General features: G+C 55.6%; 22 protein-coding genes. All 22 read left to right on the forward strand.

Annotated features, from left to right (window positions below; genetic code table 11):
- The first annotated feature begins 9 nt into the window (after positions 1-9).
- A complete protein-coding gene (locus A6013_RS21420) occupies positions 10-501 on the forward strand; it encodes a hypothetical protein (RefSeq protein WP_047959888.1) in 492 nt (163 codons plus the stop codon).
- On the forward strand, positions 498-716 hold the full coding sequence (locus tag A6013_RS21425) for a hypothetical protein (protein WP_047959889.1): 219 nt from the start codon (positions 498-500) through the stop codon (positions 714-716). The genes A6013_RS21420 and A6013_RS21425 overlap by 4 nt, the downstream gene beginning before the upstream one ends.
- Positions 706-1,317: an F-type conjugal transfer protein TrbB gene (trbB, locus tag A6013_RS21430; protein WP_069733720.1), complete on the forward strand. Its 612-nt coding sequence runs from the start codon at positions 706-708 to the stop codon at positions 1,315-1,317. The genes A6013_RS21425 and trbB overlap by 11 nt, the downstream gene beginning before the upstream one ends.
- A gap of 17 nt (positions 1,318-1,334) precedes the next feature.
- A complete protein-coding gene (locus tag A6013_RS21435; RefSeq protein ID WP_063617322.1) occupies positions 1,335-1,598 on the forward strand; it encodes a hypothetical protein in 264 nt (87 codons plus the stop codon).
- Entirely contained in the window at positions 1,595-2,959 is a 1,365-nt protein-coding gene (gene traH / locus A6013_RS21440; protein WP_069733721.1) for a conjugal transfer pilus assembly protein TraH, read from the forward strand. The genes A6013_RS21435 and traH overlap by 4 nt, the downstream gene beginning before the upstream one ends.
- On the forward strand, positions 2,959-6,369 hold the full coding sequence (gene traG, locus A6013_RS21445) for a conjugal transfer mating-pair stabilization protein TraG (RefSeq protein ID WP_069733722.1): 3,411 nt from the start codon (positions 2,959-2,961) through the stop codon (positions 6,367-6,369). The genes traH and traG overlap by 1 nt, the downstream gene beginning before the upstream one ends.
- Before the next feature lie 15 nt (positions 6,370-6,384).
- Entirely contained in the window at positions 6,385-6,957 is a 573-nt protein-coding gene (locus A6013_RS21450) for a hypothetical protein (RefSeq protein WP_069733723.1), read from the forward strand.
- A gap of 167 nt (positions 6,958-7,124) precedes the next feature.
- A complete protein-coding gene (gene traT / locus A6013_RS21455; protein WP_069733724.1) occupies positions 7,125-7,856 on the forward strand; it encodes a conjugal transfer complement resistance protein TraT in 732 nt (243 codons plus the stop codon).
- A gap of 48 nt (positions 7,857-7,904) precedes the next feature.
- Positions 7,905-8,237, forward strand: coding sequence for a hypothetical protein (locus A6013_RS21460; protein WP_131638083.1), 333 nt, complete (start codon positions 7,905-7,907; stop codon positions 8,235-8,237).
- 248 nt (positions 8,238-8,485) lie between these two features.
- On the forward strand, positions 8,486-8,797 hold the full coding sequence (locus A6013_RS21465) for a hypothetical protein (RefSeq protein ID WP_069733725.1): 312 nt from the start codon (positions 8,486-8,488) through the stop codon (positions 8,795-8,797).
- A gap of 117 nt (positions 8,798-8,914) precedes the next feature.
- Positions 8,915-11,506, forward strand: coding sequence for a type IV conjugative transfer system coupling protein TraD (traD, locus tag A6013_RS21470; protein WP_069733726.1), 2,592 nt, complete (start codon positions 8,915-8,917; stop codon positions 11,504-11,506).
- The gene (gene traI, locus A6013_RS21475; protein WP_069733727.1) at positions 11,503-16,926 is read left to right on the forward strand and encodes a conjugative transfer relaxase/helicase TraI; all 5,424 of its coding nucleotides are present in this window, start codon (positions 11,503-11,505) and stop codon (positions 16,924-16,926) included. The genes traD and traI overlap by 4 nt, the downstream gene beginning before the upstream one ends.
- 28 nt (positions 16,927-16,954) lie before the next feature.
- Positions 16,955-17,743 (forward strand): DsbA family protein, encoded by a 789-nt coding sequence (locus A6013_RS21480; RefSeq protein WP_069733728.1) that lies wholly within the window; start codon positions 16,955-16,957, stop codon positions 17,741-17,743.
- A 1,126-nt stretch (positions 17,744-18,869) separates the two neighbouring features.
- Positions 18,870-19,379 (forward strand): fimbrial protein, encoded by a 510-nt coding sequence (locus A6013_RS21485; RefSeq protein WP_069733729.1) that lies wholly within the window; start codon positions 18,870-18,872, stop codon positions 19,377-19,379.
- Between the two features lie 68 nt (positions 19,380-19,447).
- Entirely contained in the window at positions 19,448-19,981 is a 534-nt protein-coding gene (locus A6013_RS21490) for a fimbrial protein (RefSeq protein ID WP_139128237.1), read from the forward strand.
- A gap of 15 nt (positions 19,982-19,996) precedes the next feature.
- Entirely contained in the window at positions 19,997-22,492 is a 2,496-nt protein-coding gene (locus A6013_RS21495) for a fimbria/pilus outer membrane usher protein (protein WP_069733731.1), read from the forward strand.
- Between the two features lie 33 nt (positions 22,493-22,525).
- Positions 22,526-23,260 carry a fimbria/pilus periplasmic chaperone gene (locus A6013_RS21500; RefSeq protein ID WP_069733732.1) on the forward strand — a complete coding sequence of 245 codons (735 nt, stop codon included), beginning with the start codon at positions 22,526-22,528 and terminating at the stop codon, positions 23,258-23,260.
- Complete coding sequence (locus A6013_RS21505; RefSeq protein WP_083264110.1) at positions 23,236-23,865, forward strand: fimbrial protein; 630 nt, start codon at positions 23,236-23,238, stop codon at positions 23,863-23,865. The genes A6013_RS21500 and A6013_RS21505 overlap by 25 nt, the downstream gene beginning before the upstream one ends.
- Before the next feature lie 9 nt (positions 23,866-23,874).
- A complete protein-coding gene (locus A6013_RS21510; RefSeq protein ID WP_069733734.1) occupies positions 23,875-24,345 on the forward strand; it encodes a fimbrial protein in 471 nt (156 codons plus the stop codon).
- Positions 24,342-24,830, forward strand: a complete 489-nt coding sequence (locus A6013_RS21515; protein WP_069733735.1) for a fimbrial protein — start codon at positions 24,342-24,344, stop codon at positions 24,828-24,830. Before A6013_RS21510 ends, A6013_RS21515 begins: the two co-directional genes overlap by 4 nt.
- Positions 24,831-24,836: 6 nt before the next feature.
- A complete protein-coding gene (locus tag A6013_RS21520; protein WP_083264111.1) occupies positions 24,837-25,358 on the forward strand; it encodes a fimbrial protein in 522 nt (173 codons plus the stop codon).
- 45 nt (positions 25,359-25,403) lie between these two features.
- The gene (locus tag A6013_RS21525) at positions 25,404-25,625 is read left to right on the forward strand and encodes a hypothetical protein (protein ID WP_069733736.1); all 222 of its coding nucleotides are present in this window, start codon (positions 25,404-25,406) and stop codon (positions 25,623-25,625) included.
- Positions 25,626-26,155 lie beyond the last annotated feature (530 nt).

Below are 26,155 nucleotides of genomic sequence, written 5' to 3' on the forward strand. Positions count from 1 at the left end.
GAGATCCTTATGACAAAAACACTGTTTACCCTCATCCGCGATGCAGGGCGGGCTGCCCTGTATTCCTTCGTCCTCGGCCCGGCACTGGTGCTGTATGTGTTTGTGATGCTGGCGGCATCAGACGGCTCTCTTTCCCGGCAATTCCTGACGACTTTTCATCACCTGACTGAGGGGGTGCCTGCCGGCAAGGTGATGGGGTGCGTTAATGAACATGAGATGGCAGGACGCTTCTCGCCACCTGAACCCGGAGAGTCATTAAAGCCTGTGCCTCCTGCCTTAGCGAAAGCCCCGCCTGAAGTGTTATGTCAGCGCGGGCCCGTTGACAGCGATTCATGGGTGCGTTCGGTAGATGCAACGTTGCGCTCCGTCTGGATGATGGCCGCTATGTTGGGCTTTGGGTTGTGGTTTGTTTTATATGGCCTGTCCCGGGCCGCTCAGCGTCGCATTTCACCAGACAGACATTCGGTTCTGGTACGGCAGAACAAGGAGACACAGGAATGAAACCAACTCTTCTCGCAGGACTGATTTTCTGGGGCACGATGGCGCGCGTACTTAGCGAGCTGATGACCTGGTCCGTGGAGCATACGCAGCAGGGGCTGCTGTGGCTGTGTAATGGTATGTGGGCCGGTGCGGCTGGCATGGTGATTTATGCCGGTTATCGCTGGTTCCGTTACGAAAGGGGACAGACGCATAAGGAAGCCGATCATGAACATTAAAACCGGACTCACTGCGCTCCTGTTATCTCTGCCCCTGCTGGCGAACGCCGGTGCGCGTGAGGAGTTAATGGCGCTTGAAGCGTCAAAAACGAACTCATCTGCAGACGCTACAGCCATCACCGCCTCCACCATTCCGGTACCTGCGCCAGCCAGCCTGATGGCGCTGCCGGACGGACGTCGGGCTAATATGAAAGATTATGCCGTGGTGCTCTTTATGCAGGCACACTGCCAGTACAGCGCGAAGTTTGACCCGCTGCTGAAGGGCTGGGCCGATGAGCATGCAATTAAGGTCTATCCGTACACCCTGGACGGCGGCGGCGATATCTCATTTCCGACGCCGATGATCCCGCGCAAGAGCGATCTTAAATCGCCCATTGCAGACGAGATTGTGACCTTCTTCGGAAACGGGCTGCCGATTGCGACACCGACGGCCTTTATGGTCAACGTCAACACCCTGAAAGCCTACCCGCTGACCCAGGGTGTGATGGACATCCCCGCTCTTGAGAGCCGTATGGCCAGTCTGATTCAGGCTGACATGGACCACGTCGACCCGAAAACGCTGCCGCCCATGCCGGCAAGCGCGCAGGTTACCCCTCAGTAATACAAACGGACTACAAAATGACGACAAACACGTATGCGTTATCGCGTACCGAGCGCGTGTGGCTGTTATTCAGCGTGACGCTGCTTGTGTCCGCAGCTTTCTATGGGGTGCTGGCCCACCGGGTGGTCAGCGTCATGGATCGCCCTGAACTGACAACCTGCCTGCAGGACTTTCCGGTGCTCCTGCTTATCTCGCTGAGCATCGGTTTTTTATTCACCGTCACCGGGCTCTACGTCTGCCGGCAGACCCTGGCCAGGAAACCCCGGGAGGAGATTGCATGATTAAGGCTTTGATAACAGCCGGTGCCGTGTTCGTTGGAGGACTGACTGCGTTGACGGCTCAGGCGGACGTCAACGGCGACCTGAACGGCTTCTTCAATAATCTTGGCTACAGCGGCAACGTCACTCAGGCGCAGGCCTGGCAGGGGCAGGCGGCCGGGTACTTCTCCGGCGGCTCTGTCTACCTCCGGAACCCCGTCAAAAATGTCCAGCTGGTCTCGATGCAACTGCCATCCCTGAACGCCGGTTGCGGCGGTATCGACGCCTATCTCGGGGCGTTCAGTATGATCAGCGGCGAGGAAATTCAGCGATTCGTGAAACAAATCATGAGTAACGCCGCCGGCTATGCATTCGACCTGGCACTGCAGACGATGGTACCGGAGCTGAAGCAGGCTAAAGACTTCCTTCAGAAGTTGGCCAGTGATGTTAACTCCATGAACATGAGTTCGTGCCAGGCCGCTCAGGGCATTATCGGCGGGCTGTGGCCAGTGACGCAGGTTTCCCAGCAGAAAATCTGCCAGGACATTGCCGGCGAAACCAACATGTTCTCCGACTGGGCGGCTTCCCGGCAGGGCTGCACTGTCGGAGGACAGGGCGACAAAGTCACGGCTAAGGCAGGCGACGCTGAGAAAGATCAGGTGCTGAAAAACAAAAACCTTATCTGGGATACTCTCAGTAAGAATGGTCTTCTCGGCAACGACCGCGCGCTGAAGGAACTGGTCATGAGTACCGTCGGCTCCATTATTTTCAACAAGAATGGCGATGTGACAATTCTGACGCCGCTGGTTGATAATCGCGACCTGATTAAAGTCCTGATGCGCGGGGGTACGGCGAAGGTCTACGGATGTGACGAATCCACACTGTGTCTGGGACCTGTTGTCACCAATCTGACTATTTCCGAGTCCAACGCTCTGGTCACACTGGTCAAAAACCTGATGCTCTCAATGCAGAACAAGCTGGTTGACGATACTGCGCTGACCGATCAGGAAAAAGGCTTTGTGAACACCACCTCTGTGCCGGTGCTGAAGTACCTGACTAACGCTCAGAGTATGGGGATGAGCGCCACCTACCTGCTGCAGGTTTCTGACTTCATTGCCCAGGACCTGATGATCCAGTACCTCCAGGAGCTGGTAAAACAGGCAAGCCTGTCGCTGGCTGGCAAGAACTTCCCTGAAGAGGCTGCCGCCAAACTACGTGACAACATCATTCATGCGCAGGGACTTCTCGCTGACATGAAGCTGCAGTCAGCTGCTGATCAGAACGCGCTGGACGGTATCGACCGCAACATGCAGTACCTGCAGCAGCAGGTGTCCACCATTGTTTCAGGCTCCTTCCAAAGCAACTATCACTGGGGTGATCGCTGATGCTTGAGATATACACCATTTATGGCGGGGGAATGTGGAAAACGGCGCTGGACGCCGTTGTCACCCTTGTCGGTCAGAATACCTTCCACACCTTAATGCGTATTGCCGGTACCTTCGGGGTGCTGGCCGTATTGCTCACTTTCATTAAACAACGTAACCCGATGGTCTTCGTCCAGTGGCTGGCGGTCTTCATGATCCTGACCTCCATCCTTCTGGTACCGAAACGATCAGTGCAGGTCATTGACCTGTCCGATCCCGGTGCGGTCTGGGTAACCGATAACGTACCGGTTGGCCTGGCGGCTATCGCGTCGCTGACGACCAGTATCGGGTACAAGATGGCGTCAGTTTACGACATGCTGATGGCCAGACCCGACTCGGTGACCTACAGCAAAACCGGGATGCTGTTTGGCTCGCAGATTGTGGCAGAAACCAGTGACTTCTCTACGCAAAACCCGGAGCTGGCTCAGATGCTGCCGGATTACGTGGAAAACTGTGTGATCGGCGACATTCTTCTGAATGGTAAATACACTATCAATCAGCTGCTCAATTCTACTGACCCGCTGACGCTGATAACCAGTAACCCAAGCCCGCTGCGGGGCATCTTTAAGATGACCTCCACCTCACGTCAGTTCCTGACCTGTCAGCAGGCCGCAACGGAGATACAGAAGCTGGCCAATACCGACGTCAACCCGGGCAGTGCGACGTTCACCTGGCTGACGAGAAAGGTATTCGGCAACAAACTGAATGGCGCGGCGCTTCTGGCCAATGCTATGGGAGAAAGTTACGGGTACTTCTATGCCGGTGGTATGACTGCTGCGCAGATCATGAAGAATAACATCACGAACAGTGCAGTACGGCAGGGGATCAAGGGTTTTGCCGCTCGCTCTTCCGACACGGCTAACCTGCTTAATCTGGCCACCGAGAACGCTGCCACCAAACAGCGTCTCGCCTGGGCCGCAGGCAACGAGCTGGCGACCCGAACGCTGCCATTTGCACAGTCTCTGCTGATGCTTATCCTGGTATGCCTGTTCCCGCTGATGATTGCGCTGGCCGCATCAAATCACACTTTGTTTGGTCTGAACACACTGAAAATATACGTTTCCGGGTTTATCTACTTCCAGATGTGGCCGGTGATGTTCGCCATTCTTAACTATGCCGCCAACTACTGGCTGCAGAGTCAGTCCGGGGGCACGCCCCTGGTTCTGGCCAACAAGGATGTGGTGGCACTGCAGCATTCGGACGTGGCGAATCTGGCAGGTTATCTGTCTCTTTCCATTCCGGTGCTGTCGTTTTATCTGACCAAAGGTGCTGCGGCGATGGGCTCTCAGGTGGCGGGGAGTGTACTCAGCTCGGGCGCCTTCACGTCAGCAGGTGTGGCTGCGACCACAGCAGACGGAAACTGGTCGTTTAACAACATGTCGATGGACAATGTCAGCCAGAACAAGATGGATACCAACCTGATGCAGCGTCAGGGTCAGCAGACGTGGCAGGCAGATAACGGCTCCACGCAGACGCAGACGGCCGGTGGCCATACGGTTATCGACGGCTCGGGTGCAATGTCGAATCTGCCGGTGAACATGAAGCTCAGCCAGCTGGCCAGCAGTGGTTTCCAGGAGTCAGCCCGCCAGTCGCAGGTTCAGGCGCAGACGGCGCTCGATGGCTACAACCACAGCGTCACCAGTGGCTGGTCGCAGCTCTCACAGCTGTCTCACCAGACCGGTACCAGCGACAGCCTGACCAGAGGCAGTGAAAACAGCCAGGTCACTAACGCAACGCGCGGCGCCAGCATGATGATGTCGGCCGCTGAAAGCTATGCGAAAGCGAACAATATCTCGACGCAGGAAGCCTATAATCAGCTGATGGCAAAATCGCAAGATGTCAGCGCAAATGTTGGTGCTGGCGTTAAGTTAGATACAAGTAAATCATTGTGGGGTAAAGCGGGTCAGTGGGCTACGGGAATTAGTGGTGATATTCACGCAGGAGCTGAATGGAAGGGTAATATGAACGAGAGCCATGGAACTCAACAAACTGGCTCTAGCACTATAGATGCAAGGCACGATAAAAACAGCCAGGCGGTTAATGACTTCCGTCAGGGAATGGACATGGTTACCAGCAGTCGCGTGAGTGATGGATCTAACCATACCGAGAACGCGGCAAGCAGCAATGTTCAGCAGCTGGCGGCAACGCTCAACGATGCCCAGAGCCAGTACCATCAGTACACTACCAGTTCGACCCAGAGTAATGAGTTCAGCCGTATGGCCACACTGGCCCAGAACCAGAGTGCCAGCCTTGACACGAACTATACCCAAGAGTTTGTGGACTGGGCTGCGAATAAATACGGTGATAAGGCACAATCCATGCTGACAAGCGCCCCTTCAGCGCGCGAGGCGGCGATGGAGTTCGTGAATGAGCGTCTCAAACCTGAAATCATGGGGGATTATCAGCAGGGGAGAGCGGACCTTAGAAGCGGTAATGAGCATGCGGCATTCAGCGGTGAGCATATTGTTCAGCCGGCCCATAGCCGTCAGCAAGGAGCAGGCCCGGCAGGTAATGATGGAGGTATACGTTACAGCCCTGTCGAGAGTGGCTCTTATAATTCGAACGACACGGGGAACCACCATACAGACGGAGCGTCTCAGGTGACGGAATATGCGGGCACTTACGGTGGTCAGGTTTCATCTGGGGGGGGAAGCGTGTCTGTAAGAACAGGCGGTTCTGCTTCGGGTAGCCATGAGTCATCATTGTTAGCGCAAAATCAAACGGACAGTGAGAACTTAGCTGGTCAACGGGAAATCAGCCATAACGAAGTACGTTCTGACTACGGCATACAGGAACAAAGCTCCCAAACCCAGTCAGGCACTCACAGAAGCGAACAGGATAGCCTCTCCATTAAATCCAGTGATCATGATACCGGAAGACATTCGGCTGAAAGGCAACGCTCTGATTCCAGCGCTGGGATGCAGCAGGAATTACGCCAATCCGGGACCATACGAGAGCAATGGGGAGCAGCAGGCCACGGGAACGAAATGAGCCATAGCCATGCAACAATGAATGTTGAGGAGCAGCGGGTTCAGGGTAATGCGATGCAGGAGTCTTTCAAAGAAAACCAGGCAAAACTGCATGAACAGTCAGGTCAGGGTTTTGGTCCGCAAAATGATATCCAGCGTCGTGTAGCGGAACAAAGATCTGAAAATGAGCATAAAATCAACGAATCTTCTGGCGAAATCGATAAAAAACAATCCACTGTTCAGGCATCCAGTGATATTCTAAAAGGAGAAAATTATTCAGCTCAGAGCAAGTTCGTTAAAGAGCATGAGACTGAAAAGGGAAAACAACATCTGATTACTCAAGAACCCAGCGAAAGTGAAATGAATTCAAAATTGGCTGAATTGAGACGGAGAACAGGTTAATAGGAGTAAACGCTTATGATTACCCAAGCTAACATCAATGAAGACCTTCGCATGGTGTCAGAAAACCTATCCGACACGTCGCAACAATTAGTTAAACCAATCCACGCTTTGAAGCTTTCATTTTTCTTTCCAGTTTCAATAGTTGTTGGATACTTAATCGCTTTGATTATCGTGAAAATCCAATACGTGCCCCACATGAATAGTTTTGGGGATGTCGTTACTTTCAATGATGCGATGAGTGCTGAATTAGCAACTAATGGATTTGCGCTATTGTTTTCTGTGATTATAGGCTTTGCCTTATACGGTCCAGCACTGGCGTATCTTACAGTACCGAAAAAAGTACGAGATGGATCAATTATTATCTCAAGCCTACGAAGAACTTGTAAGAAGACAGTCGTGTTTATGATAGTGCTCAATTGGCTCTTCTCATTGTTAGGGGTTATGGTAAGTACTGTTTTCTTATGCGCTGCCCCAGCAATGTTATTGATGTCATTGTTCATTACTCAGATGGTTATTAATGCCGAGGTTGCTAGATATGGTTTCTCTGCTGTCTTGGATAAACTTAACAAACTGGTAAAAAAAATCTGAAACCTGCGTGAAAATCCAAAAAAGCCACTAAAGGATAGTGGCTTTTTTATAATCATTAGTTACCACCTTAGTTATTTCTTATTAAAACTTCTCCCCCATCTGCCGATAACAAAACTGTTAGTTCTGTCTCGCTAACGGGGACGTTTTTCTATGCACAGGAAGAATTCATGAAATTAAAACAATTAGCCGTTGTTGGTCTGATCGCTTCTACTATCGCTCTGTCTGGTTGTGGCGCCATGTCCACAGCGGTGAAGAAACGTAATCTGGATGTCAAAACCCAGATGAGTGAAACCATCTGGCTGGAGCCATCATCAGAGAAAACGGTTTATCTTCAGATCCGTAATACCTCTGACAAGGACATGTCTGGTCTGCAGGCACAAATTACAAATGAACTGGCCGCCAAAGGCTACCGCGTCACCAGTTCTCCGGACGCCGCCTACTACTGGATTCAGGCAAACGTGCTGAAAGCCGAAAAAATGGATCTGCGTGATGCGCAGGGCTTCCTCAAGACCGGGTACGAAGGTGCGGCAATGGGAGCGGCACTGGGCGCGGGTATTACGGCGTATAACTCGTCTTCAGCTGGCGCAACGCTGGGTGTAGGGCTGGCCAGTGGCCTGATTGGTATGGCTGCAGATGCAATGGTTGAAGACGTGAACTACACGATGGTGACCGATCTGCAAATTTCCGAGCGCAGCAAGGCGACCGTCACGACAGACAATATTGCCGCCCTGAAGCAGGGAACGTCAGGCGTTAAGCTGCAAACCAGCAGCGAGCAAGGCAACCGCGCTAAATACCAGACCCGCGTGGTATCCAACGCCAACAAGGTGAACCTCAAGTTTGAAGAGGCGAAACCTGTTCTCGAAGCGCAGCTGGCCAAATCCATCGCCGGCATTATGTAACTGCATTGGCGGTCAAAGGCCGCCCGTTTACCAAAATAAGGAATCAGCATGAAAAAAGCAGGAATTGTGTGTTTATCACTGGTCGTGGCTGTACTCACAGGATGTTCCACCCCAAAATCTACCCCGGAAGAACCAGAAATGACAGCTGCACGCCAGTGCTCTGATCAGGTGCTCACCGCTTCAAAAAATAAAGCGGGTACAACGAAGTTAACGTCAATCATGAAAGATGAAGCCACCATTGTTCGGGTTGGTGATTCTTCTCAGGAAACCCATCTTATCAAGGGATTCCCTTACGTTGAGTCCACGTCTCTTGATAACGGTAAGCCGGGTTCAACATGGCGCAACTGCATGCAGGCGAAAGGGTTTACTGTTGGTGGTTGAGCCGCCTGCAACAATAGTGAGCTAATAGCTCGTTATCATTAAAACCGCACTGAAAAGATATCCCACATCTCAGTGCGGTAATTATTACCTCTCCTTTCCAACTGACACCAGACCGAGTTCACTTCGGGCAGGGTGCGTCAGTGCTTTCTGTCAGTTACCAGTAATTACGCTTCCTCGCATGACTGCGCCAGGCGCAGCCCTGTCTGCGGCGAGCGTTGCGTCCTTAATTTCAAAGGAGTTCGTCCATCATGATGCATCAGATAAATGAACGTGCAGATTACTCAGCTGAATTCTGGTCACTTATCCATCTGGAAAGTGAGCTGATGGCAGCAAGGGCCTGGATGAATGTATTTGGTTCACTTCCTGAGGGGCAGGGAATGACCATTGTTGCTTTCTGGGCTGGCTATGAATTTACCCTTTATGGTCTGGAGTCCCGGGAGTGGCATTCAGCGGTTTATAGGGATGTGGCCTCTTCAGTCCGTTCTGTGGCTGCATGCATTAATAAACAGGACTGGGAGGACGGATGTCAGCAGGCCAGGTATGAACTGAGTCAGATGTAATAACCTGACGATTAACCCCCACGCGGTACCACATTTTTTCATCACCCTTTTCAACGCTTCTTCTCTGATAACGAACATCACCACGCAGGTGATGCGATAACGGCCGGACAACACTCTATGAGCTTCGCAGGAAAAAACCTCACCCAGGGCGGGCAGATGACCGCCTACCGCTGGCGCATGTTCATTCAGGTGAACAACTGGATAGGATTCTGGATCTTCATCCTGTTCGCCGTACTGACTACCGCCATCTTTCTCTGGCGAATCCCTCAGGAAGCCCTGGATAACGGTTCCCTGTGGTGGTTCGCCAGTATCAACAGCAGCTTTATCGACCTGATGCCAGCATCGGGAACGCCAAAAATCTACGACGTTCACTACTGGTATGCGCCTACCGCGACGGCAATGGTTCTGAAGATGACCCTGCCGCAGATTTATACCGACCCGTACATGCAGGCGATGGGCGACCAGTGCCTGCGTGAGCTGCAGTGGGCAGCCGGTGCCAGCGGGCTGTTCAGTATGGTGGTGTTTATCGCCGTGACCTGGTTTATCGCGAATATCGGCAGAAAGGAGAGCGAGGACGAATATCTCTCCGGCATGCAGCTGACCGACAAGCCAGCGGAAGTGAATAAATTACTGCGCAAAAACGGTGAGATCTCTGACCTGCGCGTGGGTGATCTGCATATGGTCAGGATGGCGGAGGTACTCAATTTCCTGATGCATGGCACTATCGGGGTGGGGAAGTCGACGCTGATACGCTGGTTACTCGACTACATCCGCAAACGCGGTGACCGGGCCATCATCTACGACTCAGGTTGTACCTTCATAGAAACCCACTATAACCCGTCTACCGATATCATCCTTAACGCCCACGACGAGCGATGTGCCAACTGGCAGATGTGGGGTGAGTGCGTTGACGCGGTCGATTACGACAACCTGGCCGCCAGCCTCATTCCGGTGGAAGGGGAATCCGATCCGTTCTGGGTATCCAGCTCGCGAACCATTTATGCCGATCTCGCAATTCGTATGTCGACGGACCCGGAACGCAGCATTGAGAAGTTCCTGAAAACCCTGCTGTCCCTCAGCATGAAAAATCTGCGTGACTATCTGGCCAACACGCCCTCTGCCAACCTGGTTGAGGAGAAAATCGAGAAAACGGCCATTTCCATTCGCTCGGTGGTAACCAACTACGCTAAAGCCCTTCGCTATCTGCAGGGGCTGGATGACGGAACGAAACCGCCGTTCACTATCAGGGAGTGGATGACGCAGGAACGCTATGACAACAGCTGGCTGTTTATTTCCACTCAGGCCCGGCATCGCAAAAGTGTACGCCCGCTGATCTCACTCTGGGTGTCGCTGGCCACGCTGATGCTGCAGAGCATGGGGGAAAACAGCGACCGCCGCGTATGGTTCATTATCGATGAAGCACCCAGCCTGCAGCGCATACCCGAGCTGGCCGAGACACTTGCAGAGGCGCGTAAATTTGGTGGCTGTTTCGTGCTGGGCATGCAGAACATGGCGCAGCTGGTTCACGTCTACGGCCGCGAGCTGGCCAAAAGCATCTTTGACCTGATGAACACCCGTATGTACGGACGTTCGCCGAGCGCCGAGATGGCCAAAGTGGTGGAAGAGGAGCTGGGCAACCAGCGTAAGCGCAAAATCCGTGAGCAGAACAGCTACGGTCTGGACCAGGTGCGTGACGGTGTGTCCCTCGGTAAGGACGAGGTCAATAACCCGATTGTCGACTACGAGCAGATCATGCGTCTGCCAAACCTCAACTTTTATGTTCGCCTCCCGGGTGAGTATCCGGTCGTCCGTCTGAAGCTGAAATATCGCGCGCTGAAGAAACGGCAGGCAGGCCTCATTGAGCGCAATATCCGCGATGCGCTCAGTCCGGAGCTTGAGAGGGTTATTCAGGAGAACGAGCGCGCAGCGGCAGCTGCCGGTCTGACGTTCCCGACCGGTGAAGAAGTGCTGGAGAAGGGAAGCGAAATGTCAGCCGCAGCTGACGGTACGGCTCATGTTGCTTCTGCCGGTACGCCGGCATCATCGCCCGTCGAAAAAAAGACAGCAACACCAGAGACAGCGCCGAAGCCTCCTCAGGGCACAGTGCCTGAACGGAAACAGGTAGCTGTCATGGAGCCTGTTATCTCCGGTTCTGCGACAGTCGTACCGGAAGAGGGGGCCGGAAAACACAACACGGTGACACCTCCTGTCACTGCAGAGAAAAAAGATAACGTTGTTTCTCTCCGTTCTGTTGGCGCAATGAAAAAACCGCCTGAAGCACCGGGCAAATTACCGGTCTCCAACGGAGTGACCGGTCACCCGGGTACCGCTGACTCTGTACAAACAATGCCCGATGCCCTCAAGGCCCTGCGAAACCGACATCATGTACCGGAACCACCTGTCGCCTCACCTCTGAGCATGCTGCACAGGGCACGCCAGCGGCCGGCCTCTTCGGAAAGCGATCCGCAGACAGAAGAAAACGGCGGTGAGTCCATGAACCTCGACATGAAAGTGACGGCACTGCCTGACGGCGGCCTGAGTGTGACGACGGCAGGGAAGTCAGTGACACCGAAAACCCCGGATGAAGCCCACGGTACTCACCGGCAGCTGGCGCAGGAAGAAGAGAACATTTTACTTCACCGTCACGCGGACGACCCGGGTTACGACGAAAACGACCATTACTATTACGACAGAGAGCCTGAATTATGATGTCAGTCGCCCCAGTAGCGTCAGCCGGCGAGGCTGCAGGCTACTACAGCAATTCCGATAACTACTATTTTCTGGGCAGCCTTCAGAGCCTCTGGATGGGAGAGGGTGCAAAAGCGCTGGGTCTGGAGGGCAACGTCCGTGGCGATGATCTGACGGCCGTGCTCGAGGGACGTCTGCCGGACGGCTCACGGCTTGGCAAGGAGGTTAACGGGCAGCACGTCCACCGTCCCGGCCATGACCTGACCTTTTCCGCCCCCAAAAGCGTGTCCATTCTGGCACTTATCGGCAACGATAAAGAAATGGTGGAAGCACATAACCACGCGGTCCGTGTGGCGGCCGGCTATGTGGAGAAGCTCATCTCGGCCCGCGACACGAAAGACGGCGTCACGTCCATCGTACATACCGGCAAGATGGTGGCAGCTGCTTACACGCATGACACGTCACGTAATCTTGACCCGCAGCTGCACACCCATCTCCTGATTGCCAACATGACGGAGTATGCGGGCAAATGGAAAGCCCTGGCCACGGACTATATCCATAACGCGGGCTTTATCGAAACCGTCATGAAGCATCAGGTCACGCTCGGGAAAATTTATCGCAGCGCGCTGCGTGAGCGGGTTGAAGCGCTCGGCCATGAAGTGGAAGAAGTAGGCAAGCATGGCATGTGGGAGATTAAGGGCGTTCCGGAAGACGTCAGGGACGAATATTCCTCCCGGGGCAGGGAAATTCAGGGTGCCGTGGGGGCTGAAGCCACGCTGCGCAGCCGGGATGTGGCCGCCAAAGACACCCGCAGGGCGAAAGTCGACCCTTCGAGGATGCGCCTGATGGAACGCTGGCTGGGCCAGATGAAGGAGAAGGGATTTGACCTGAAGGCGTATCAGGAGAGCGTGGTGCCGAGTGATGCAGGTCTTCGTGAGACCGCGCCTCAGCCGGAGCGAGATCACCAGGCTAAGCCGGTTCCTGCCGGGCCTGAGCTGGCTTCTCTGCAGACGTCGTCCACGGCAGAAAAGAGCGTCGATACACCAGCTCAACCCGCAGAACGGGAGAGCCAGTCCCGTCAGCCAGTACCACAACAGACTGACACGCTGAGTCAGCCGGCACAGACCGGTCCCGAAAAGACACCGGCGACCAGGAGCTTACCTGCCGCGCAGCTGGACACTGAAATACCCCGCCCGGAACTGACTGAGGCTGTCCGGCTGGCCATCTCGCAGCTCAGCGACAGTAAAACGCGCTTCACCTTTGGCGAGCTGATGATGACCACCGCTGAGCTGAGTGAACGGCTGCCGGAGATTAAGGATATTCGTGTGGCCATTGATGCAGCGCTGAAGGACGGCATGATTGTGCCGCTGGACAGTGAGAAAGGGGTTTTCACCTCCCGTATTCACCTGCTGGATGAACTCTCGATCCAGGCGCTGAGTCAGGAGCATCTCAAATCCACAAAAGTCGTCAGTTTCACCCGCCCGGCGCAGTACGCGCCGGCGGCGCTTGAAGTTGTGGAGAAGGACGCCCTGGTGCTGATGAATGCCCCGTCAGGCGTGGCGGGCATCCGTGACCTGACCGCGCAGCTGGCCGGTATTGCCGGCGCGAATGGTCGTGATGTGCAGGTGCTGGCCAGCTCTGCCGAGCGCGCCATTTCGCTGGCAAAATCCGACGATTTGCGTGAACGGATTATCAGCCGGCAGCATGTTCTGAGCGGTGATTTCCACCTTAAACCCCAGAGCACGCTGATTATAGAAGGGGCAGAGCGTCTGGGGCTAAAGGAGACGCTGGTTCTGCTGGGCGAAGCGCGCGCGCAGGACGCACAGCTGGTCTTTCTCGACAGTGCCGGACGGCAGGCGAGCGGTAACGCCATGTCCGTGCTGGAGTCCGCGGGGGTTGCCCGCTCCCGCCGCACGGAGCCTGCGCCCGGGCTGGAGGCCGAAGTGGTCAGTATTCCGAACAAACGCGACCGTTACGAGGCGCTGGCCAACCGGTTTGCAGAGCTGAGCGGTGGAACTGATAACGTCACCGCCGTCGTGGTCGGCAAACGTGAACAGGCGCAGCTGACGGGCCTGGTACGTGAGGCGCTGCAGAACGCAGGGCAGCTGGGGCGTGACGGCGTGGAGATAGAGGCCCGGCAGCCGGTGTGGCTCGACAGCAAAACGCGCCGCATGCCAGGTTCGTACCGTCCCGGCATGGTGCTTGAAGATCGCACGGACGCAAAAGAGCGTAAGTCCTATGTGATTGACCGGGTGCATGAGGACACGCGAGTCCTCTCGCTAATCGACGGTGACGGCGTGCTGACCCGGATGAAAATCGGGGATATCAGCGCTGACTGGCGTCTCTTCAGCCGTGAAACCCTCAGCGTGGCCACCGGCGAAAAACTGCTGTCCGTGGCGGGCGACCGCGAGCACAGCCTGAAGGCCAAAGATCGTCTTGAGGTGACCGGGATAAGTGAAAAGGGGATTGAGGTTAAACGGGGGGAAGACACACTGACGCTGCCAAAAGACCAGCCGCTCTATCTGTCACATGCTTACGTGACCGCGCCGGGCGGACGGGATAACGACACCGGCGTGGTGCTGGCCGCGCTCAACAGCCGCGACATATCGACCCAGACCATGAACTCGCTGGCACAGAGTGGCCACCGGGCGGAAGTGTTCACCGCCGAAGTGCAGGACCGGGCTGAAGCCCGGCTGCAGCGCATGAAGACCAATGCCTCTCCCGTGCAGCTGGTCAGAAACCTGAGCGGTCACCAGGACGTCAGTCAGGCGGTTGATTCACTGCATCACAGCGTCCGGACGGACGCGGGTCTGGCCGTGTGGCGTGCCATTAACGACCAGCGCACCGTGGTGATCAGCGAGCTTAAGCTGGCGACGGAAGCGCAGAAATATCATCCCGACCTCGAAGCCATCGGGAATGAAATTGGCGCGATGATTAAAAATGGCGAGCTGTTGTCCGTATCCGCAGGGGGAGAGCCGGTACTGGTGTCCCGGTCCACCTGGGAGATGGAGAAAGCCATTCTGCGCGTGGTGGAGGAAGGGAAAGGTACGCAGCAGCCGTTGCTGGAACAGGTACCGGAGGCCGTGCTGAACGGACTCACCGATGGCCAGAAAAAGGCGACCACCCTGGTGCTGGGTACCACCGATCAGTTTATCGGGATTCAGGGCTATGCCGGCGTGGGGAAAACCACGCAGCTGAAGGCGGTGATATCTGCACTGGAGACCCTGCCGGCGGACGTTCGTCCGGTGATGACGGGGCTTGCTCCTACGCACCAGGCGGTGAAAGAAATGAGCGACGTCGGTGTACGGGCGCAGACCATCAAATCCTTTGTCGTTGAGCATGACCAGGCGACGGCCGCAGGCGGGAAACCTGACTATAAAGGACAGGTGTTTCTTATCGATGAATCATCAATGGCAGGCAACCAGGATACGGCGGCATTGTTCCAGGCCATTGCCAGCGGCGGCGGACGTGCAGTCTCGATGGGGGATATCGACCAGTTTGAAGCGGTCGACGTGGGCGCGCCGTTTAAGCTGATGCAGGAGCGAAGCCCGATGGATGTGGCCATCATGAAGGAAATCGTCCGTCAGAAAGACATGCAGCTGCGCGGCGCCGTTCACGACATCATCGATAACCGGATCGATGCGGCCCTGCAGCGCATTGAAACCCAGCCGGCTGACCGTGTGGCGCGTAGCGCTTCAGCCGCGCTCCCGGAAAGTGCGATTCAGGAAACGGAGACGCCTGTTAACGACATCGTGGCGGACTGGAAGGACCGGACGCCGGAGGCGCGGTCCCGTACGCTCATCATTGCGCAGCTGAACGCCGACCGTAAAGCGATAAATGCCGGCATTCATGCCGCGCTTGCAGCGCGGGGAGAACTGGGGGAGAAGGCCATTAAGGTGCCTGTGCTCGATAAAATCACCCATACGCGCCATGAGTTCAACAAAACAGAGGCCTGGGAAGCAGGGATGGTGGTTAAACGCGGTGACCGCTACCAGGATGTGGTGGCTGTTGACCGTAACGGCAGAACGGTGACGGTACGTGATGAGGAAGGGAAGATTGCTCTGATTTCACCGAAGGAGCTGATCACCGGTGACGTGCAGCTGTTTCGCCGCAGCGAGATGGAAGTCCGTTCCGGCGATCTGCTTAAGTTCACGGCGACCGATCGCGAACAGGGGCAGATGGCCAACCAGCGCTATACGGTGGAGTCGGTCAGCGAGGAGGGGAATATCCGTCTGAAAGGGGAGAACGGTCGCGTCACCATCAATCCGGAGAAGGTCCGGGCGCAGCAGCATATCGACTACGGCTGGGCCGTCACCGGCTACGGCGCACAGGGGGCCAGCAGTGATTATGTCATTGCGCTTGAGGGCACGAAAGACGGACGTAAGGCACTGGCTTCCCGTCGTGCCTTCTACATTTCAGCCTCACGCGTGAAAGAGCACGTCCAGATATACACCGACGGGAAAGCGGACTGGGTTAAGGCGGTAAAAACACCGGAGCGTGATATCAAAACTGCGCACGATGCGCTGGCACCGGAAACGCAGCGCAAACAGGCGAAAGCCATCTGGGCAATGGGGCAGCCGGTGAATAAAACGGCCATCGGTCGCGCCTGGGTGCGCCATCAGGGCATGCAGGATGCGTCACTGACGGCAAAAATCATCCCGGCCACCCGGCGCTTTCCTGAACCGGCGCTGGCGCTGCCGGTGTATGACAACAATGGCAGGAGTGCGGGCCTGGCCCTGGTTTCCCTGGTTTCCAGCCCGGAAGGACGGATGACTCAGGGGGAGACACGAATGGTCATGACAGAGCGTGCCCGTGGCGCCGTGCTGCAGCGGAGTCAGTCCGGAAACACGATTGTGGCCAGCGACCTGACGGCTGCACTCGATGCAGTACGAAATCATCCAAAGGACGGCGTGGTCTGGCAGACCGGTGATGAACCGCCTTCAGCATGGCTGCTTAAGGTAAGCGGTGGGACAAAACAGGATGTGTCGCCGGGTATTGTCTCCACGCTGACGGACGAACAGAACGTACAGCAGCTGCGCGAGCAAATGCTGGCAGACCAGGTTCGCAATGAAGAAGCCGGACGGAGCAGGCAGCCGGAGTCGTTGCTGGCGGAAGTTCCACAGGAAGAGTTGATCAGACTGAAACCGGAAGACATTAACCCGCGTAAACCGGAACCACTCAACCCGGATGCGGATGTGATCGCCAGGGTCAGAGGTGAGGAAAACACCGATGGACAGGAAATAAAAGCCGCTGCAGGCGTCAGAAGCGAGCTGGAAGGTGCTGACAAGACCGCTGGTGAACAGTCGCGGGCATCGCGTGTGATTGCAGATCTGGCAAACTCTGAACGAGACATGCTCAGGGCGGCAGAAAATACTGAACGCGGCCGCATGCCGGAGCGTGAAGAACAGACCCTCACTCGAACCATTCAGAAAGAACGTTAATCCCCCTTTTAATCATGAGAATCAGGCTATGAAAGCAAACAAATTAGCAGCATTAATAGTTACAACATACATTGGCTTTATTTCAATGGCACACGCTTCGGCCCCTCAGCCCTTATTCAGCCCGGAGCAGGAGGCACGTATCGGCGAAATCGCTGCTGACTACCTGGTGTCGCACCCGGAGATACTGGTGACGGTCAGTCGTAAGCTGCAGGAACAGCAGGAGACACGTAAGCAGAAGATGTTTGCACTCAGCGTGATGGAGAATCAGGCGAACCTTCTGCATGATCCGGACACCCCGGCTTACGGGCCTGATAATGCAAAGGTCGCTGTGATTGAATTCTTTGATTACCAGTGCGTGTTCTGCAGCCGCTTCGCGCCGGAGCTGGAGAAGGTCATGAAAGCGCAGCCGGACGTCCGCTACCTCTTTAAGGAGTGGCCAATATTTGGTGGACGCTGGGAAGCTTCACTTCAGGCTGCGCAGCAGGGGCTGACGGTCTGGCAAAAGAAAGGGCCGCAGGCCTATGTCACCTATCACAATGCCATCTACGCCACCGGCCATAATGAAGGCAAACTGACGGCGCAGAATATTCACGGGGCAGCGTCAAAGGCGGGACTGGCCGCCCCGGCTCCTGGCGACCATACCGCGTCCCTTGAGAAAAACAGTAACCTGGCAGAGGCGCTGGGACTCACCGGAACGCCGGGGATCATCGTCATGCCCGTTAGCGGGGCGACTCCCGACACCATCACGGTTTTCCCGGAAGCCGTTACCGCTGAAAGACTCCAGGCAGCAATCAGGAAAGCCACCAGGGTGAAATGAGCCTCAGTCCGAAGAACGTCTCCCGCCAGAGACTGTTTTTCGTGTTACGCGCGTAATTGCCCTCTTCCCGTTCCGTTCTCCTGCGCTTCCTCGATCAGGCCTGATGGCCTGATACTGCGGCGAGCGCTGCCGGTTAAAATTTATCGAGAGGGGCGTTTACGAAATTAAGCTTATGTATTTATGAGATTTTTGCCGTAAGACATCCCGATTTGTGAAGAGTGTTAACTTTTTATCCACAGAATGGGTGCATAACTGCTGCCAAAACCTGTGATTAAAATGACGCAACCAAGAGCGAGACAGAGGACGGCTACTATGATGATAAACTGCCAAATAGGCGAATTCTGGCTCTATCTGCATTGAAACCACGCGGCATACCCCATCAGGAAAATAAAACAGTTGACGCCAGCGTCATCCATGCCTTACGGATTTGATCCCATTGTCTGATTCTAAATTGTTAATGTTTTGCTACTCTACTGCTGCGATTACCGCCCTGAGAGTCCTTTCGCATTTATATTTTCAGAGAAAATTTCAATATCGGGAGAATATGATTAGCGTAGTTTTTATCCTCAACACACTCAGCTTTTGGCGGCACAGAAATTGCTGGTAAAAAATAAAATTTATACATGCCAGCAAGAGACTTTTCTCGGGCCGGTTTTCTAGAGTTACCTAATGCCGAAGCGCTTTAGCCAAATGTCTCACAAAAAATCCGCTCACGCACCGGCTCTTGCTTACCGCCTGGCCGCGTGTAGGATGTTGTGTAGTCCTTGCCTTACAAAATACCTCCTCAGCGGGAGAGCGAAATCTCTGCCATTCCGATATAACGCCCGAAAGCCGACGATTATCATAGCCTCAACGTTACGACGTTAAGGCAGTACAAATAACTTTGAGCAATAGTACATTATCAATCTTGAATACGCGGGTGCCGGATAACGCGACTACGGATTCGAGCCATTTATTGCTGAAAGGTGTGGGTAGGCCTGAAGCCATCGAGTTGGTGAGCAAAGCTAGATAATGGCGCAACCGTGATTATTCTTCTGAGTGAACTCAATGGCATAACGGTAGGCAGATTTTTATATTTTATACTGCCTGCTTGCGGCATACATAAAATCATTAAATGGAGTAGGGAATGAATTTCAACAAAGTATTATTGGCAGCGGCTATTTCTTTGGGTATGGCTTCAGCTGCTCAGGCCAATACAGGCCAGTTTAATTTCAAGGGCACGGTAGCAGATACCCCATGTTCCATCATGCCAGGCGCGCTGGATAAGGATTTTGATTTCGGTATTCTGTCTCAGGCTTCTTTGAACGCCGGTGGGAAAAGCTACGCGGTGAGCAATACCATTCAGTTGTCAAACTGCAGCGTTGCTACGCAGGACACCGCGACCTTTGCTTTTACCGGCACCGTTGGTCATAAAGCCAGCGTGTTTGATGCCACCGGTGTCGATAACCTGGGCATTGAACTCAGCCTTAACAATCAACCTATCGCGCCTAACAGCACTATTGACCACAAATTACATAATGGTGATAACACCCTGACCTTTAAGGCGGTTGCCGTAGGCGCAGCTGATGGTACAACTGATCCTGTTGGCCTGGGTGTCTTCAATAGCGTAGCGACTTTCGCCATTACCTACTCGTAATTATCGGGCAAGATATTTTAAGCTCGGCGGGCGGTGTAATACCGCCCCCGCTAAATAAAAGAAATAATATGCGAACGACATCATTTACGGTTGGCTGCGTATTGACCTTTATCGCTATCCTTTATTCGGTGCCAGCGTTAGCTGCAATCGCATTAAAAGGAAAGTTCGATATGGGTGGTTTGGTGGTTGACTCTGCCTGTGCACTGCACCCGGACAGTTACCAACAGTATATTTTTGTCGATGACTTTTCTATAGATCGCATGATACGTAATGAAGGCAGCGAGCTTCATCCTTTTAGCGTGAATCTTATTAACTGTACGCCCTGGAGTGAAAATAAAAATGACCGGGCTGCATTTCAAATTACTTTTGAAGGCCAAGTAGAGGGGAGATATTTTTCCCTGCAAGGTAGTGCCAAAGGTCTGGCGATAGAAATTCAGGACGATCGCGGACATATCGCCATACCGGGCGTTCCTATGATGCCGCATCCTATTCCACAAGGCGAACGAACGCTTAATTATAATTTGCGTCTGGTGGGAAATTCCGAATTGCTGCGGGTGGGTGAACACTTTGCATTAATTAAGTACAAACTCGATTATTACTAAATATGAGTCGTCAACATGAATGTCCAGAATTTTTTCGGCAGGAGGGGGATCAGCAGCCTGTTTATCTACGGTCTGATCTCTTCGCCTGTTTCCATTGCCGGGGATATTGAATTCAATACCGATGTTCTTGACGTTGAAGATCGAAAAAATATGGACTTAACGCAGTTTTCCCGCGCCGGGTACATCATGCCGGGCGACTATTTGCTAACGGTTAAGATCAACGGACAAAGCCTGGCGGGAAACAGCATTCGCTACCGTTTGCCAGATGGGGACAGCGAGCTGCCGGAACCGTTGCTTACCCAAGAGCTGGTAAAGCAGTTCGGTTTAAAGTCCGATTACCAAAAGCAACTGGTCTGGGCGTCGGACGGTGGGCTGCTGTTCTCTTCACTGCCAGGCATGACAGCTAAAGCAGAACTGGGCAGCTCTACACTGAACATCAGCGTGCCGCAGATCTATCTGGAATACACCAGTGACAACTGGGATCCGCCGGCGCGCTGGGACAACGGCGTGGCGGGTATGCTGCTCGACTATAACCTCAACGCCGGCACTCGACGCGAAGGTGGGCGCGGCGAGAGTCACTCATTCACCGGCAGCGGCACATTGGGTGCCAACTGGGGGGCCTGGCGCCTGCGCGCCGACTGGCAGCTGCAAGATATGCTGGCCGACGGCGAGTATCAACGCAAAGGGTTGGACTGGAGCCGCTATTACCTGTACCGCGCGCTGCCGGACTGGCGCGCCAAACTGACGCTGGGGGAAAACTACCTCACCTCGGATATTTTCGACTCCTTCCGTTACGCCGGTGCCAGCCTGGAGTCGGATATTTCAATGTTGCCGCCGGCGTTGCGTGGCTATGCACCTGAGGTCAAAGGCGTGGCGGAATCCAACGCCACGGTGGTGGTCAGCCAGCAGGGGCGAGTGCTGTATCAAACCCAGGTAGCGCCGGGTCCGTTCAGCATTCAGGACCTTGATTCTTCGGTCAGCGGTACGCTGGACGTGGAGATCCGCGAGCAGGACGGCCGTGTCAACCGCTATCAGGTGTCCACCGCCACCCTCCCTTACCTCACCCGACCGGGCGCGGTGCGTTACAAATTCTTCGGTGGCCGCCCAACCGACTGGCAGCACGCGGTAGAAGGTCCGATGTTCAGCGCGGCGGAGGCCTCCTGGGGGGTGACCAACGGCTGGTCGCTATACGGTGGCGGGCTGGGCAGCGACGGCTACCAGGCGCTGACGCTGGGCGTCGGCCGCGATCTGTACCTGCTTGGTGCGCTGTCGTCGGACGTTACCGTCGCGCGCAGCCGTATTGCAGACGACGACACGCGGCAGGGCAAGTCCTGGCGTGTCAGCTACGCCAAGGTGTTTGAGGAATACAGCAGCCAGATCACCTTCGCCGGCTACCGTTTCTCGGAAGAGGATTTTTACTCGATGGCGGAATATCTGTCGGCGCTGAAAGGCTACGGCCATTACCACGGCAACAGCAAGGAACGTTACGACATCAGTTTTAACCAGCGTTTTGCCGATGCCGGAGTCAGCGCTTACCTGAGCTATACCCACCAGTCCTACTGGAACCGGCCGGCGTCGGACCGTTTTGAGCTTTCGATGAGCACCTATTTTGATGTGTCCAGGTTCAAGAACGTCAGCGTGAGCGCTCGCGCTTATCGCCAGAGCTATTACGGCCAGAATGACGACGGTCTGATGCTGTCGCTGAACCTGCCCTGGGGCGATAAAGGCTACCTGACCTACAGCGGCAATAAAGGTCGTAGCTATAACAGCCAGTCGGTCGGTTATTCCGGCCGTACCGACGGCGACGACAGCTATAACCTGCGCGCCACGGCGAACCGGCAGGACTCGGAACTGAGCGGTTTCTGGAGCCGTCAGGGGGGAAAAGGCGACGTTAGCCTGAGCGCTACCAACAGCAGCGATTCGCGCACCGCCGCCAACCTGAACCTGAACGGCGGCCTGACGGTCACCGCGCAGGGGGCAGTATTACACGGTGGTGGCAACAACGGTGCCGCCCGGCTGGTGTTAGACACCGACGGCGTGGCCGATGTGCCACTACAGGGCGGCGGGCGCAGCGCCAGCACCAACTGGCAGGGACTGGCGGTGATCACCGGCGTCAGCAGCTACAACCGCACCCACGCCAACGTGGCGCTGGGCAAGTTGGGGGACGAGATTGAGGCCGCCGATTCGGTGGCGCAACTCACCCTGACCGAAGGAGCGATCGGCTACCGTCAACTGGAGGTAGTGGCCGGGCGCAAAGGGCTGGCCAATATTCGCCTGCAAGACGGCAAGACACCGCCGTTCGGTGCCAGCGTCTACACCGCCAAGGGCAAGAGCGCCGGTATTGTCGGTGACGACGGCCTCATCTGGCTGAGCGGTATGAAGCCGGGTGAGAAAATGCGCGTCCAGTGGGACGGCGCGACCCAGTGCGAGATTGTGCTTCCTGAAGATCTCGCCGGGATTGATAACACTTCGCTGCTGCTCCCCTGCGTGAGTGTGGGAGCCGGTGTTTAAACCTGGTTACTTTGATTTATTTTGGAAAAAGCCATGAAACCTAATTATGTGATGTTGTTTCCGCTGGCGCTGACCGCGCTGGCTACCGTTAACTCCGCTGGCGCCGCAGTGGCGCTGGATCGCACCCGGGTGATCGTCGACGGCGGCGCAGCGGCCACCACGCTGAATATTCGTAACGACAGCAAAGACACGCCTTACCTGGCTCAGGGCTGGATCGAGGACGATGCGGGCAAAAAAGTGCAGTCGCCGCTGCTGGTGGTACCGCCGCTGCAACGCATGGAGCCGGACAGCCGTGGCCAACTGAAAGTGCAGTCGCTGCCGGCGGTATCTTCGCTGCCGCAGGACCGCGAATCGCTGTACTACTTCAACCTGCGCGAAGTGCCACCGAAAAGCGACAAGCCTAACACTATGCAACTGGCGCTGCAGACCCGGGTGAAGCTGTTTTATCGCCCGCAGGGGTTGGCTATCGATCATAACGCTCCGCCCCCGCAGCTGAAGTTGACGCTGAAGAAAAGCGGCGGTGGCTATGTGGCGGTCAATCCGACGCCCTATTACATCACCCTGGTCGGTGCCGGAAAGAGCAACGATCACAACATTGACGGTTTCGAACCGGTGATGCTGGCGCCGAAAAGCGAACAGCCTCTGAAGTTGAGTGTGGCGCGGGTAGGCAATGCGCCGGTACTGACCTATATCAACGACTACGGCGGACGGCCGAAGCTGAAGTTCACCTGCCAGGGTGCACAATGTACGGCGCAAGAGGTGAAATGATGTTCACGCTGGCCGTTCGACTCCCATGGATAAAGCGGGCCGCACTGATGTTGCTGATGGCGGACGCTGTGCCTGTTGTAGCCGGAGAGCATGACGGTGAAGAGGTGCAGGGCAACGCCGGCTGGCTGTACGTCACCGGAGCGATGCGTGAAGCCGCCTGCCAGCTGGAGATGTCCTCCCGTTGGCAGAGCATCGAGTTACCGGCGGTGAGTGCTTATCAGTTGCTGCGGCCGGGCGACAGCGGCGAACCCACGCCGTTTACCCTGCGGCTGACAGGCTGCATGCGCTCTGCCGGTTCGGTGCTGAACTGCCAGAACAACACCATGGCCTGGAGCTCTCAGCAGCCGATCGTCACCCTGACGTTCACCGCCGCCGCGGATGCGCAAACGCCGGAGTTATTTCAGGTGAAGGGCGCTGAAGGCATCGGCCTGCGACTGCGGGACGCGCAGGGCAATATCTTGCGTCCCGGCGTGACGAGCGCGCCGCAGTTTTTGATCCCCGGCGATAATCAACTGAGTTTCACCGTAGCGCCGGAACGCACCGCAGCGGCGCTGAAGGCCGATGCTTTCCGGGCGACGCTGGATTTTAAACTCCATTATCAGTAAAGGATAAACATGCGAAAGGCTTTGATCTCACTTTCACTGTTGGCGCTGCCGTTTTCCGCGCTGGCAGCGACCAGCGTGGTGGTTACCGTGACCGGCGAACTTTATGCGCCGACCACCTGCGACCTGTCGGATCCGCCTGCGGTGGATTTTGGTGACGTACTGACCACCGGCATCGATAACGGCAGTTATGAGCGGCTGATCGACATCACTCTGACCTGCCAGAATCGCAACCCGCTAGAGAGCGTGAACGTGCAGATTAATGTGCCTGGCGCCACCGCAAACCTGATCCCGGTCAGCGGGGCGGAGGGGTTTGAGCTGGCGTTGAAAATGAGTGGCGCTGTGCAGAACCTGAATACGCCGATCCGTATGGATCGGGACGGACCGTTGAACCTGACGCTGACGCCGGTTAAAAAGGCAGGTGAAGCCTACAAGCTGGGCCCGTTCAACGCCACGGCGACGGTAGTGGTGAGCGTGCAATGAAGGTGAGACTGGCGCTGATGGCAGCCTCAGTCCTGATGCTGAGCACTGGCGTGCACGCTGCGGCCATTGTTAACGTGCAGGGCATGTTACTACCGCCGGCTTGCAGTGTGGATAACGGCGCTGGCGGCGACATTCAGGTGGATTTCGGTGACGACATCAACATCAACCGGTTGAACGGCAACAGCTACCGCCAGGCAGTGACTTACCGCGTTACCTGTGGCACAGACGGCCAAGACTGGCCGCTGCGGCTGCGCTTCGAAGGGCTTAGCAATGCCTGGGACAGTCAGTCGCTCGCGACCAGCGATCCTAACCTCGGCATACGCCTGCTGCTGAACGGAGTTGCGGTGAACTTCGGCGCCGATTATCCGGTGCCGGACAGCAACAGTCTGCCGGTGCTGAGCGCCGCGCCGGTCAGTAACAGCGCCGATGCCCCGCAGGAAGGGGCATTCACCGCCACCGCCAGCATGCTGGCCGAATATTATTAGGGGGCGATGATGAAGAATACCCTGGCGTTGCTGGCGCTCAGCATGCTGATGAACGGCGCCGCCGGTGCGGCGGATAACATAAGTTTTAAAGGGACCCTGCGCGCCCATGCCTGCACGCTGCATCCGGACGATCAAGATATCCAGATAGACTTTGACCAGCTCGGCAGCCGTGATTTGTACCTGAATGGCGGCACGGCGGATGAACCGTTCAACATTCGGCTGCAGAATTGCAACATCCGGGTGGCAAGCACGGTGGAAGCGACCTTTGTGGGCAACCAGAGCGCCAAAATTCCCGGTGCTCTGGCGTTGGACGCGGGCAGCACTGCGGCGGGTTTTGCCATCGTGCTGAAAGACGCCTATCGCCAACCGCTGAAGCTAGGCGACGCCAGCAGTTCGCCGTTGACCGGTACCGATACCACATTGGTGTTTTATCGCCGGCTGCAGGTGGATCCGGACGCGCTGCTCAACAACGGTATTGTGCCGGGCACCTTTAGCGCCAGTGGCACCTTTACGCTGTTTTATCCCTGATGCCTGATGGGGCGACAGGCGAAACGGCCAGTGAGGCCGCCTGGCATGCAGCCTACCTTTGGCTGTGCTGGCAACGGCGCACCTGACAACGCGGATGTGTGGCACCTGCGTTTTCACTGGCGGCGCGACGGTAAGGAGTTGCTGAACAAGGTCCAGCAGGGGCACTACTGGCTTTCACCGATGCAACAGGTGCATTGCCGCAACGGCCAAACCATGGCTCCGCGCGCGTTACACAATCACAATGAAAAACGTCAGCGGCTTTATTAGCAAGCGCGAAAACAGGGGCTGAGCGAATTGGCTACTCTGAAACGTGTGCGGGCGTATGAAAAAAGATGGGAACAATGGAGTGAAACACTACAATCTTATTCACGCCGGGGGAAAAATACTACTCCGGTGCGCACGACTTATCTTGCTCTGTACAAGCTTGGTCGCGCCCGCTCAATCACAGATCCTGGTCCGCGACATCCTAAATGAAGGATGGTGTGGGTCAGCGTGTGTACCGAGCCCGAGAATGGACATAGAAATAGACTTGTCCGCTGCCCGCGAACAGGTCGTGTCCGTAACCTCCAGTGGAACTCTAGTTGTTCAAGTATACATGACGACCGTTACATCAGGCTCAAGGCCGAGCAGGATGACAGAAGTCGCGAGAACAACACAACGAGTGCAGGCAGGAAATTACACCATTGGTGAGCTGGTCGATGGGGGGTACCTGCCGCCCCGCATACAATACACGGGGATCGTACGAAGCTATCATATGGTGGATGTTGGCGGCCCGATCGCTGTGGGGTATTGTATAT

Source organism: Enterobacter sp. IF2SW-B1 (assembly GCF_001743375.1).
Lineage (GTDB): Bacteria > Pseudomonadota > Gammaproteobacteria > Enterobacterales > Enterobacteriaceae > Enterobacter > Enterobacter bugandensis.